The organism is Oceanibaculum pacificum (assembly GCF_001618175.1).
GTDB classification, from domain to species: Bacteria; Pseudomonadota; Alphaproteobacteria; order Oceanibaculales; family Oceanibaculaceae; genus Oceanibaculum; species Oceanibaculum pacificum.
In genome coordinates this window covers 1-11,163 of the sequence record NZ_LPXN01000006.1, presented here as the reverse complement: position 1 = coordinate 11,163, position 11,163 = coordinate 1, and the positions used below count along the sequence as shown (strand labels likewise).

Sequence of the window (11,163 nt, the reverse complement as noted above, 5' to 3'; positions counted from 1 at the left end):
CCCTCCCCCGCAAGGGGGGAGGGGGTTGTTCGGAGCATTCCCTCCCCCTTGCTGGGGAGGGTAGGGAGGGGGGACGGCTCACGCCCTTATCAGTTCCCCTTGATCGACTTTTCCGCCATGTCGACCAGCTCGGGGCCGATCCGCGGCTTCCATTTGGTGTAGACATCGCGGGTGGCGTCGACGAACTGCTTGCGCTGTTCGGGCGTCAGGGTGACGACCTCGACGCCGCTGGCCTTGATGCCGTCGATCACCGACATGTCGTTGCCGCTGATGCCCTTGCGGCCCATGTCGATGCCGAACTTGCCGGCCTCGATGGCGGCCTCGCGGACGATCTTCTGATCCTCCGGCGAGAAGCTTTCCCACACCCGCTTATTGACCACGAAGATCAGCGGGTCGGCCATGTAGCCCCACAGGGTCAGGTTGTTCTGGCCGACATTCGGCAGCTTGGCGGCGACGAAGATCGAGACCGGATTCTCCTGCCCGTCCACCGCCTTGGTGGCGAAGGCCGGCTGGGCGTCGGCCCAGCTCATCTGCGTCGGGTTGGCGCCCAGCGCCGTGAAGGTGTCGAGGAACAGCGGCGAGCCGACGACGCGGATCTTCAGCCCCTTCATGTCGGCCGGGGTGCGCACCGGCTGCTTGGAGTTGGACAGCTCGCGAAAGCCGTTTTCGCCCCAGGCCAGCGGCACCACATCCTTTGAGGCGATCACCTCGAACAGCTTCTTGCCGACCGGGCCCTGGGTCAGCGCGTCGATGCTCTTATGGTCGGGCATCAGGAACGGCAGGGAGAACAAATTCAATTCGGGAATCTGCGGCGACCAGTTGATGGTCGAGCCGACCGCCATGTCGATGATGCCCTGGCGGATCGCGGTGAATTCCTTGGTCTGGTCGCCGGCGACCAGCTGCGCGCCCGGATACATCTTCATGTTGATCCGGCCATTGGTGCGCTCGCGCACCAGGTCGGCCCATTTCACCGCCGATTCGCCCCAGGGGAAGGGCTGCCCGATAACGGTGGAAATCTTGTATTCGGCCTTGTAGTCGGCGGCCTGCGCGGCCCCGATAACGCCCAGGCCCAGTGCGGCGGCCAGGGCAAGCTGCGCCCCGCGGCGCATCCAGTCGCATCCCATCTTATCCTCCCATAGGTAGCGATTGTTGTTTTTACCACCCATCGATAGTGGCACGCGGGGGCGAGGGGAAGGGGCATTTTTCTAAAGGCAGATATTCCTCAAGCTGCTGCCTTGCGCCTCGCCCGCTGTTCGCGCCAGACCAGCAGCAGCGCGCCGCTGACGATCAGCGCCGAGCCGGCCACGCTGTAGCGGCTGGGCAAGTCACCGAACACCACGAAATCGTAGAAGGCGGCAAAGATCAGCGTGCCGTAGAAGAACGGGATCACGAAGCTGGCCTCGGCCCGTCGCATGGCGTTCAGGAAAAAGCTTTGCGCCGCCAGCATGGTGAGGCCCAGCAACGCCAGCAGGCCCCATTGCGGCAGGGTCGGCGCGGACCATACGAAGCTGACCGCGACCAGGGCGATGGCAGCGCCGATGGCGTTGTTCACGATCAATATCTGCAAGGCCGGCTCCGCCCCGGTCAGCTTCTTGATCAGGATCGCCTCGGCCCCCATGAAGATGGCGGAACCCAGCGCCACCACGGCGATGATCTGGAACGCCTCGGTTCCCGGCCGCACGATCAGCAGCGCGCCGCCCAGCGCGATGCCGGCCGCCGCCCAGCGCCAGGGGCCGACCTTCTCGCCCAGGAACGGGATCGCCAGCATCATGGTGAAGAGCGGGCTGAGGAAGCTGATCGCCGTGGCGTCGGCCAGCGGCATGCGGGCGGCGGCGGCGAACATGCAGCTCACCCCCAGCCAGCCGAACAGGCTGCGCGCGGTGTGGATGCGCCAATGGATATTGCGCAGGCGCGGCCGCCAGATCGCCATGATGACCAGCAGCGCCAGAAAGGCGAAGCAGAAGCGCCCGGCGCTGACCTGGAACGGGTGCAGCGGCGCGCCCTCGAAGCCACGCCCCAGCGTCTTGGCCAGCAGCGAGGTGCCGGCGATCAGCACGCACGCGCCGATCATCATGGCCGCGCCGACGAGGGGCTGGGGCAGCGCCCCTGACTGGCTTCGCATGATTTGCCTGTTCGGTTTTTGTTCCGGCGGGATGGAACCATGCCGGCCCGGCCGGGTCAACGGGATTTGAGGAAATCGCGGGCGGCGCACACAGCCGCTAAACGCACAGCACCTTGCCGCCGACGCGGTGCAGCGCGACCGGCACGCCGTAGAGGGCGCTGAGGTTGGCTTCCGTGAGCGTCGCCGGCACCGGCCCGGCGGCGAGCAGCGCGCCGGCGCGCAGCAGGGCGGCCTTGTCGGCGACGGCGAAGGCCTCGTCCGGATGGTGGGTCGACAGCACGATCGACAGGCCCTGGCCGGACAGCCGGCGCACCGTGTCCAGGATCAGCCGCTGATTGCCGAAATCCAGGCTGGCGGTCGGCTCGTCCAGCACCAGGATAGCCGGTTCCTGCGCCAGCGCCCGGGCGATCAGCACAAGCTGGCGCTCGCCGCCGCTGATGCGCGGGAAATCGCGCGCGGCCAGATGGGCGATGCCCAGCCGCTCCAGCATGGCGGCGGCGACCGCGCGATCCTGCGCGGCGGGGGCGGCGAACGGGCCGAGGCGCGCGGTGCGGCCCATCAGCACCACCTCGGCGACGGAAAAGGGGAAGAAGCCCGGCGAGGATTGCGGCACATAGCCGAAGATCCGCGCCCGCTGCCCCGGCGACCAGCCGGCGCTGTCCGCGCCCTCCACCAGCACCCGGCCGGCCAGCGCCGGCAGCAGGCCCAGCACGGTCTTGAACAGGGTGGTCTTGCCGCTGCCGTTCGGCCCCAGCAGCGCCAGCGTCTCGCCCCGCGCGAGGTCGAGCGTGAGGCCGCCGCCGATGATGGTGCGGCCATAGCCGAAGGATAGATCGTCCAGCCGCAGCATAGCCCTACTGCCATTGCCGGCGGCTGGTGGCCAGCAGCCAGATGAAGATCGGCGCGCCGACGATGGCGGTCAGCACGCCCAGCGGGATTTCCGTCGGCGCCAGGGTGCGCGCCAGCGTGTCGACCAGCAGCAGGAAGGCCGCGCCGAACAGGGTCGCGGTCGGCAGCAGCCGGCCGAAGGAGGGGCCGACCAGCAGCCGCGCCAGATGCGGCACCACCAGGCCGATCCAGCCGACCACGCCGCTGATCGCCACCACGGCGGCGGTCATCAGCGTGGCGGCCGCGATCACCGCCAGGCGCACCTTGGTGGTGTCCACGCCCAGCGCGCGCGCCTCCTCCTCGCCGAAGCTCATCACATTCAGCCGCCAATGCAGCAGGGCCAGCGGCGCCAGGCCGATCAGCGTCAGCGGCAGCACGGTCAGCAGATCGTCGCGATTGACCGCCGACAGGCTGCCGAGCAGCCAGAAGGTGATGGCGGGAAGCTGGTTGTAGGGATCGGCCAGCACCTTGATCAGCGAGATGCCGGAACCCAGCAGCGTGCCGATGACGATGCCGGCCAGCACCAGGATCAGGATCGGGTCGCGCCCGCGCATCGCCGCCGCGATGCCGTAGACGATGCCGACCGCGCCCAGCCCGCCGATGAACGCCAGGCCCTGGATCGCCAGGAAAGGCAGGGACAGGAAGATGCCCAGCACGGCCCCCAGCGCCGCGCCGGAGGAGACGCCGAGAATGTCGGGCGAGACCAGCGGGTTGCGGAACAGCCCCTGATAGGCCGCCCCCGCCGCCGCCAGCGATGCGCCGACCAGCATCGCGGTCAGCACGCGCGGCCCTCTTATCTGCTCGATCACCAGCTCGGTCGCTTCCGGCAGGCCGGATTCGCCGCCGAAGGCCAGCGCCCAGCGCGCCAGTTCCCCCAGCGAAACCGGATAGGCCCCGACGCTGAAGGCGGCCAGGGCGGCGGCTGCCAGCAGCCCCAGGCCGAGGCAAATGCCGGCCCCGGATCGCAGCTGGGATCGGTTCATGGCGTCAGCAGCCGCGTCAGTTCCGCATCGGTCAGGGTGCGGCCGTAGAACAGGCTGTAGAAATCCCGCACGATCGGCTCCAGCGGTTCCGGGAACAGCGCGGGATACAGCCTGGCCGCCAGCCAGCGCACGCCGATCACCCGGTTCACCGAGGGCGGAAAATCGACCCAGGGGAAAGGGTATTGCGGGGCCACCAGGATAGCGTCGTCGCGTACCGCCCGCACGGTGCGCCAGTTCGGATTGTCGCGCACCTGGGCGGCGAAGCCCGGCTCGGCGGTGACGATGATCGCCGGGTTCCAGGCGATCACCTGTTCCAGCGACACGGCGGCCAGGCCGCCCTTGCCGATGGCGTCGCCGGCCACGTTGCGCGCGCCGACGAAATCCATCGCCTCGACATTGATCGAGCCGGTCAGTGCGGTATCCAGGCCACGCGGGCCCCGGGCGTAGTAGAACCGGGGGCGCTCGGCCGGCGGCACGGTGGCGATGCGGCGCTGCACCAGATCCAGCGTTTCCTCGATATAGCCGGCCAGCAGCTCGGCGCGCGCCTCCTTGCCCAAGGCCGTGCCGAGCAGGCGGTAGGAGTCCGGCAGCTCGTCCAGCCGGCCGCCCAGCAGCAGGGTGGGGATGCCGGTCTGGCCCTGCACCCGGTCGGCCAGCGATACATAGGTCGGGCCGACGGAGCCCAGATCGACCACCAGGTCGGGCTTCAGCGCCAGCACCGCCTCCAGATTGGCGGAATTGCCGCGCCCGGTCAGCCGTCCGTGGCCCGGCAGGCCGCGCCAGCGCTCCGGCAGATACAGCTCCTCCTGCGGCGACAGGGCGCGGGTCCAGCCCAGCAGCGTATCCGGGGCCAGCGTATAGAGCACGATGGCGGCCGGCGGCCCGGCGGCGAAGACGCGCTCCACCCGGCCCGGCACGACGACGGCGCGGCCGGCGGAATCCTCGATCGGCCGCGACTCCGCCCAAGCCGGGCCGATGCCGAGCCATAGCGCCAGCAGCAGAAAGGGCAGGGAGGCCGCCAATCTCATCGCTCGGCCGGCTTTGAGGGCGCGCCGAAGCCGTATTTTTCCAGCACGGCGCGACCGTCCGGGCCGGCGATATAGCGGCCCAGCTCCACCGCCGGCTTGCGGTCGTTCAGCACCAGCAGCCCGTAAGTGGCGCCCACGGCGAGGGAATCGGGGATCGGCACGATCTTCAGCCCCGGCGCTTCCTGCGCGGCCAGCACGGCGTTGGTGCAATAGGTCAGGAAGATATCGGCCGCGCGCTGCTCCATGACCATCGCATAGACGGTGCGGTCGGCCGGCGGCTTCGGCGCGTCGGCCCCGCCGGTCAGCGTCAGCGCCTTGGCCTTCAGCCGGGCGGCGGCGCCGGCCTGCAGCGCCTCGGCCCGGTCGAACAGCATCCAGGCGTAATCGCCGGCCGGGTCGGCCTGCGGCGTCGAGGTGCCCAGCCTCACCCTGGGCGACAGCATCAGATCGAGCAGCGTGTCCGGCGTGGCGGCAATTTCCGGCTGGGTCAGCGCGCACAGCATGTTGCTGGCGAAGGCGATCACCGTGCCGCCGCGCTGGCCGGCGACATCCTCGGGGTGCGCCATGTTGGCGGAGGCGAACAGATCGGTCGGCGCGCCGGATAGGATGCGCTCGCGCAACAGGCCGGAGGGGCCGAAATCCAGCGTCACCTGATGCCCGCTGAGGGTTTCGAACTGCGCGGCGATGTCGCTCATCGGCGCTTTCAGGCTACCGGCCGCGCGCAGCGTCAGATCATCGGCCATCGCGGCTCCCGACAGGACGGATATCAGGGCGAACAGCGCCGCCGGCAGCGTGCGTTTCATTCATTCCTCCTCCTTCCGGCTTCCTTGCGGAGCATCCTGGCGCGCCGGTGGTTTAGGGAGCATTATAAGCGCGCTTGCGTTCCGCCACGGTCGATTTTTTAGTTCGCATAGGGAACGAATAAGCGTATGGGGACTTGAGATCGAGCGCGGCGTATGGGTATTTCAGACTTGCACCGTACCCTTACGGTATTGAAGTAGCGCCGAGTTTTTTTTCGACTCAAGCGGTGTCTAATGTTAGTGAGAGCCGTCTGATTTTCGTTTTCGTTCAAGGGCAGTGGATTTTCTGATCGACGCGGCTATGTCACTGGATTGAGGGATAAAACGCAGACGCAGAGCTTTCGATTAATTGGATGTATGCGTAATGACCGATGAGAGGGACTACACCTCCGGCAAAAGCCGACCGGGTCAGAAGAAATCGCCGCACGACGTCCTGCATGAAGAATTGCGTAATCTGTATCGCAGCGACGAGCAGGAAGAGGTGCCGGCGCATCTCCTTGATCTCGCCAAGCAAGTCGAGGAAGCCTATGGGAGGGCGCGTGCTACCGTGCAGCCCCCATCCCCGGCCCCGGAATCTCCCTTGCAAAAGGATGAGGCGGACCGGGGCGACCCCGGATCGGGCAACGACAATGTGCCGCTCGATGCCGACACGCGCGTGAATCGGAACAATATCGCCGCGCATGACGATTCGCCGGTCACCACCATGACCGAGGAGCCGGTCGCGCCGCCGGCGAGCCCGACCGAAATTCCCGAGAATTAAGATTTTCCCCAGCCAGTGCGGCAGGCGGGGGGAACAAAGTCGGCCCGGAGGCGATAGGGGGGTAGCCCACCGGCGCCGTCACGGCGGTCTTGCGCTCCCACCCACCGTGATGCAGGGAGCGAACTTTTCACCGGAATATTTCTAGAACAATGGGTTGCGGCTCATTGTGAAGCGGGCAGGGGAACAAATCATCTTCCCCCTGGTTGACTGGAGAGCACAGTTCAACCGAGAGGAAAAACATGTCCCGCCAGGATGACCATGTCGGCGAGCAGAAGATCGACAAGACCGAGGCTCGCCAGGGCGAAACATCCGGTCATGTCAGGACCGTCCTGTTTATCTCGCTGGGTCTGGCCGTGATCTGCCTGGCGATCTGGTTCGCCATCTGGCGTTAAGAGAAAGGCCGGCATTGTGCCGGCCCTTTTTCCTGTTCCGCCGTGTCAGCCCATATGCGTGCCGTGGCCGAGAAAGTCGGAAAGCGACCGGAGGGAGCCGGCGCTGTGGAAATAGCCCGGCTGATATTTGCGCTCCAGCCGGCTCGGCAGCGGAATCGGTCGGAAGGCCGGCTGCATGGGCGGGTGGGCCTCCTCCTGCTCCGGCGGGTCGAGCAGCTCCAGGATGCGCACGCGCGCCCGGCTCAGCCGGCTCTTGATGGTGCCGACGGCGACGCCGCAGATCACCGCGGCATCCTCATAGCTCACGCCCAGCACGCCGATCAGGATCAGCACTTCGCGCTGGTCGCCCGGCAGTTTTTCCAGGGCGGCGCGCAATTCCTTCGCGCGCACCGACCATTCCTGGCTCGCCGCGACGGTGCAATTGCCGGCCACGCAGTCGGCCGCGCCCGGCTGCTCGCGATTGCGCAGCTTCATGTTGGTGTAGAAGCTGTTGCGCATGATGGTGAACAGCCAGGACTTCAGATTTGTGCCGGGTTCGAAGCGATGCATATTGGCCAGTCCCTTGGTCAGGGTTTCCTGGACCAGATCGTCGGCATCGGTGTGATTGCGGCAGAGCGTGCGGCCGAAGGCGCGGAGAGCGGGGATCAACGTAACCATCTCCCCCCGCGTCGAAGCATTGGTGCTTTCGCTGCGCTGGGGTTTCTCTGTCGGCGCGTTTGTCATGGTAGCTTCCTTATGTCCATCGGACGCGGAACCGCTTAACGGAACGCGACGGTCGGTGGCCTGACGCTGGTGTCGGGCCGAGCCGTTATGTTTTGAACAGATGCCGGGATCACTTTGTTCCACGGCAAACCCGTTTTCGGCAAAGACTTTACCAACCTACCGCAAAAGATTGAACAACCCGACAAAAATGTCGCAGTTACGGGCAAAGAGATACCGTCTATAAAGCTTCCCAAGGGGGAAGGATGGCGTATCGGGGCAGCATCGATCACGGCGCGCAAGCGCGGCGGCCGGCCTGGCTGATGACGGCCGCGCTGGTGATGTTCGCCGTGTGGGTGCAGGCGCTGTCGCCGTTCCTGATGCCGGCGCGCGCCGGCGACGATCTCTCCAATAGAACCCTGGCGCTCTGCACCGCCGATGGCTACAAGCTGGTGCGGATCGGCGCGGAACCGGGCGGCGACGCCACCGATCCGACATCCATCATTCATTGCCCCCTGTGCCTCGGCGCGCAGCAGATTCTGGCGATTCTGCCGCCGGAGCCGCCGGTCGCGCCCGCCTTCCTGGCGCGCCCTGTCGTCTATGCGGCGGTAGAGTCGGCCCACCCGCGCGAAACCGCCGCATCCGGCTGGGCCGAGGCCCGCGCCCCACCCGCCAACGCTTGATCGACCGACCCACAATTTAGTCGATTTCAATCGTTGGAGTATCAGTCCATGCGTCACGCATTGAGCGTCGCGGCCGTGCTGGCCACGACAATTACCGGTATTGCGGCGGCCCACGCCCATGCCGTGATCCAGCCCCGCCAGGCCCCGGCCGACAGCTATCAGAGGGTCACCATCCTGATCGGCCATGGCTGTTCGGGCGCGGCGACCAACAAGATCATCGTCGCCCTGCCGGAGAGCATTCTGACCGCCCGGCCGCAGGCCAAGCCCGGCTGGACCGTCGAGCTGGTGAAGGAAAAGCTGCCGGAGCCGGTGCCCGGCGGCCATGGCACGATGCTGACCGAGCGGATCGTCCAGGTGGTCTGGAGCGGCAACACCTTGCCGGACTGGCAGTATGACGAGTTCGGCCTGTCGCTGAAGCTGCCGAAGGGCGAGGCCGGCACCGCGCTGCCCTTCATCACCGTGCAGGAGTGCGAGGGCGGCAAATCCTGGCACTGGAGCGCCGAGGAAGGCACCCACACGCACGAGCATGACGCCGGCATGCAGATGGGTCCGGCCCCGGTGCTGCGCCTGATCGACAAGAAATAGTCCCATGAACCGCACCATTTTCTGGTCCTTGGCCGGCGCTGTGGCGCTCGCCGGGACGGATGCGCTTGCGCAGAACCAGCCCCAGACTCTGCCGGAAATCCGCATCGAGGTGCCGGCCCCGCCGCGCAGCCTGACCCAGCCGACCCCCGCCGAGGCCAGGCAGAAGATCGAGCAGGTGCCCGGCGGCGTCGACCTCGTGACGTCGGAGGAGTTCCGCGACGGCCGCGCGCTGACGCTGAAGGATGCGCTGGACTATACGCCCGGCGTGTTCATCCAGCCGAAATTCGGCGAGGATTCGCGCCTGTCGATCCGCGGTTCCGGCCTGTCGCGCAACTTCCATCTGCGCGGCGTGACCCTGCTGCAGGATGGGGTGCCGATCAATCTGGCCGATGGCAGCGGCGACTTCCAGGAGATCGATCCGCTGAACATCCGCTATATCGAGGTGTTCAAGGGGGCCAACGCGCTGCGCTTCGGCTCGGCGGCGCTGGGCGGGGCGATCAATGTCCACACCCCCACCGGCCGCGATCTGGACGGCGTTCTGACCCGCTTCGAGATCGGCAGCGACGGCTACCGGCGCGGCCAGGTGGCGATGGGCGATTACGGGAAGGATTGGGATTATTACGCCACCGCCACCACCATCCAGCAGGATGGCTACCGGCAGCTCAACGAGCAGAACAATATCCGCCTGAACAGCAATTTCGGTTATCGCCTGTCCGACACCGTCGAGACCCGGCTGTTCATCGCCTACAATGATATCGACCAGGAAATTCCGGGCTCGGTCAGCCGCGATCAGGCCCTGAACAACCCGAAGGCGGCGGCGGCCGGCAACCTGGCCAATAATTACAAGCGCGACATCGAATCGATCCGCCTGGGCAGCCGAACCTCGGTCGCGCTGGAGGATGGCACGGTCAATTTCGGCGGTTATTTCGTCAGCCGCGACCTGTTCCATCCGATCTTCCAGGTGCTGGACAACACCGTGCTGGATTACGGCGTGTTCGGTGAATACGAGACCGGCGGCGAGGCCTTCGGCCTGAAGCAGGAGCAGCTTATCGGCGTGCGCCTGGGGCACGGCACCAACGATAATCTGCGCTACGCCAATGTGGCGGGGCAGAAGGGGGCGCTGGCCTTCAAATCCTTCGAGACGGCGCAGAATGCGGACCTGTATGCCGAGAACCGGACCTGGCTGCGCACCGATCTGGCGCTGATCCTGGGCGCCCAGGCCGGCTATTCGACCCGCGAGGTGGAGGATAAATTCCTGACCGATGGCGACGCCAGCTTCCGCGACAATTTCACCAGCTTCAACCCGCGCGTCGGCCTGTTGTGGCAGGCAGCACCGGAATGGCAGGTGTTCGGCAATCTGTCGCGCAGCACCGAAATCCCGACCCTGAGCGACCTCAGCCCCACCGCCACCGCGCCGATCGGCGATATCGACCCGCAGACGGCGGTGACGCTGGAGGTTGGCACGCGCGGCAGCCAGGGCCGTTTCGCCTGGGACGTCGCGGTCTATCGCGCCTGGATCAAGGACGAGATCCAGCTTTTCACCGCGTCTAACGGCCAAAGCTATTCGCTGAACGCCGACAAGACGATCCATCAGGGGCTGGAGCTTGGCCTGGATTACCGCCTGGCCGAGGGCCTGTTCGCCACCGAGCGCGGCGGCGACCGGCTGACGCTGCGCCAGGCCTACACCTTCAGCGACTTCTCGTTCGACGGTGATCCGACCTATGGCGACAACGAACTGCCCGGCGCGCCCCGCCATTACTACCGGGCGGAGCTGCGTTACGACCATCCGACCGGCTTCTATGTCGGCCCGAATGTCGAGTGGGTGCCGCAGGCCTATTACGTCGATAACGCCAACACCACCGAGACGCGCCCCTATGCGCTGCTCGGCCTGAAAATCGGCTATGACGATCCGCCCGGTTGGCCGCGCGGCTGGTCGGTGTTTCTCGATGGCCGCAACCTGACCGATGAGCGCTACATCTCCTCGGTCAGCGTGGCGACCAGCGCGACGCCGAACGCCGCGCTGTTCAATCCCGGTGACGGCCGCGCCGTGTTCGTCGGCGCACAGGTCCGCTGGTAGGGAACTTTCGCCGAGGCAAGGGGGCAGAGATACGGCCGGCGGCACTCATCGCCGACTCTCGCCTTCCCTCGCCCCGGCAGGGGAGAGGGAAGCGGAGACTTGGGCTGGCGCCCGTACCTTTCCCTCGCCCCGGCAGGGGAGAGGGA

Annotated in this window: 12 protein-coding genes; 5 read left to right on the top strand and 7 right to left on the bottom strand. The window is 66.7% G+C overall.

Going from position 1 to position 11,163, the window contains the following annotated elements; genetic code table 11:
- Nucleotides 1-89 precede the first annotated feature (89 nt).
- The 6 genes from AUP43_RS01375 to AUP43_RS01350 all read right to left on the bottom strand — a co-directional run bounded on the left by AUP43_RS01375 (nt 90) and on the right by AUP43_RS01350 (nt 5,824).
- Nucleotides 90-1,109, bottom strand: a complete 1,020-nt coding sequence (locus AUP43_RS01375; protein WP_067551576.1) for a DctP family TRAP transporter solute-binding subunit — start codon at nt 1,107-1,109, stop codon at nt 90-92.
- Between the two features lie 113 nt (nt 1,110-1,222).
- Entirely contained in the window at nt 1,223-2,122 is a 900-nt protein-coding gene (locus AUP43_RS01370) for a DMT family transporter (RefSeq protein WP_067551573.1), read from the bottom strand.
- Nucleotides 2,123-2,219: 97 nt separating this feature from the next.
- Nucleotides 2,220-2,972, bottom strand: a complete 753-nt coding sequence (locus tag AUP43_RS01365) for an ABC transporter ATP-binding protein (RefSeq protein ID WP_067551570.1) — start codon at nt 2,970-2,972, stop codon at nt 2,220-2,222.
- A 4-nt stretch (nt 2,973-2,976) separates the two neighbouring features.
- Entirely contained in the window at nt 2,977-3,993 is a 1,017-nt protein-coding gene (locus tag AUP43_RS01360; protein ID WP_067551567.1) for a FecCD family ABC transporter permease, read from the bottom strand.
- Complete coding sequence (locus AUP43_RS01355; protein WP_067551564.1) at nt 3,990-5,021, bottom strand: iron ABC transporter substrate-binding protein; 1,032 nt, start codon at nt 5,019-5,021, stop codon at nt 3,990-3,992. The genes AUP43_RS01360 and AUP43_RS01355 overlap by 4 nt, the downstream gene beginning before the upstream one ends.
- Complete coding sequence (locus tag AUP43_RS01350) at nt 5,018-5,824, bottom strand: molybdate ABC transporter substrate-binding protein (protein ID WP_067551562.1); 807 nt, start codon at nt 5,822-5,824, stop codon at nt 5,018-5,020. Before AUP43_RS01350 ends, AUP43_RS01355 begins: the two co-directional genes overlap by 4 nt.
- 361 nt (nt 5,825-6,185) lie before the next feature.
- Between AUP43_RS01350 and AUP43_RS18830 the strand changes: the two genes are divergently transcribed.
- Nucleotides 6,186-6,581, top strand: coding sequence for a hypothetical protein (locus AUP43_RS18830; protein ID WP_157089180.1), 396 nt, complete (start codon nt 6,186-6,188; stop codon nt 6,579-6,581).
- A 239-nt stretch (nt 6,582-6,820) separates the two neighbouring features.
- Nucleotides 6,821-6,973: a hypothetical protein gene (locus tag AUP43_RS19160; RefSeq protein WP_198154780.1), complete on the top strand. Its 153-nt coding sequence runs from the start codon at nt 6,821-6,823 to the stop codon at nt 6,971-6,973.
- 45 nt (nt 6,974-7,018) lie between these two features.
- Here AUP43_RS19160 and AUP43_RS01335 read toward each other — a convergent pair whose 3' ends face one another.
- Nucleotides 7,019-7,621 (bottom strand): sigma-70 family RNA polymerase sigma factor, encoded by a 603-nt coding sequence (locus AUP43_RS01335; RefSeq protein ID WP_232314846.1) that lies wholly within the window; start codon nt 7,619-7,621, stop codon nt 7,019-7,021.
- 317 nt (nt 7,622-7,938) lie between these two features.
- Between AUP43_RS01335 and AUP43_RS01330 the strand changes: the two genes are divergently transcribed.
- From AUP43_RS01330 to AUP43_RS01320, 3 genes are read left to right on the top strand one after another with little or no spacing between them, the layout of a single operon-like run.
- Nucleotides 7,939-8,355, top strand: a complete 417-nt coding sequence (locus AUP43_RS01330; protein WP_067551552.1) for a DUF2946 family protein — start codon at nt 7,939-7,941, stop codon at nt 8,353-8,355.
- Between the two features lie 48 nt (nt 8,356-8,403).
- The gene (locus AUP43_RS01325) at nt 8,404-8,940 is read left to right on the top strand and encodes a YcnI family protein (RefSeq protein ID WP_084462410.1); all 537 of its coding nucleotides are present in this window, start codon (nt 8,404-8,406) and stop codon (nt 8,938-8,940) included.
- Between the two features lie 4 nt (nt 8,941-8,944).
- Entirely contained in the window at nt 8,945-11,017 is a 2,073-nt protein-coding gene (locus AUP43_RS01320; protein ID WP_067551545.1) for a TonB-dependent receptor family protein, read from the top strand.
- The last annotated feature ends 146 nt before the right edge of the window (nt 11,018-11,163 follow it).

Excerpts from the sequence above, each read along its gene's own strand:
- AUP43_RS01375 (WP_067551576.1), bottom strand. The coding sequence starts at position 1,109 with ATGCGCCGCGGGGCGCAGCTTGCCCTGGCCGCCGCACTGGGCCTGGGC.
- AUP43_RS01370 (WP_067551573.1), bottom strand. The coding sequence starts at position 2,122 with ATGCGAAGCCAGTCAGGGGCGCTGCCCCAGCCCCTCGTCGGCGCGGCC.
- AUP43_RS01365 (WP_067551570.1), bottom strand. The coding sequence starts at position 2,972 with ATGCTGCGGCTGGACGATCTATCCTTCGGCTATGGCCGCACCATCATC.
- AUP43_RS01360 (WP_067551567.1), bottom strand. The coding sequence starts at position 3,993 with ATGAACCGATCCCAGCTGCGATCCGGGGCCGGCATTTGCCTCGGCCTG.
- AUP43_RS01355 (WP_067551564.1), bottom strand. The coding sequence starts at position 5,021 with ATGAGATTGGCGGCCTCCCTGCCCTTTCTGCTGCTGGCGCTATGGCTC.
- AUP43_RS01350 (WP_067551562.1), bottom strand. The coding sequence starts at position 5,824 with ATGAAACGCACGCTGCCGGCGGCGCTGTTCGCCCTGATATCCGTCCTG.
- AUP43_RS18830 (WP_157089180.1), top strand. The coding sequence starts at position 6,186 with ATGACCGATGAGAGGGACTACACCTCCGGCAAAAGCCGACCGGGTCAG.
- AUP43_RS19160 (WP_198154780.1), top strand. The coding sequence starts at position 6,821 with ATGTCCCGCCAGGATGACCATGTCGGCGAGCAGAAGATCGACAAGACC.
- AUP43_RS01330 (WP_067551552.1), top strand. The coding sequence starts at position 7,939 with ATGGCGTATCGGGGCAGCATCGATCACGGCGCGCAAGCGCGGCGGCCG.
- AUP43_RS01325 (WP_084462410.1), top strand. The coding sequence starts at position 8,404 with ATGCGTCACGCATTGAGCGTCGCGGCCGTGCTGGCCACGACAATTACC.
- AUP43_RS01320 (WP_067551545.1), top strand. The coding sequence starts at position 8,945 with ATGAACCGCACCATTTTCTGGTCCTTGGCCGGCGCTGTGGCGCTCGCC.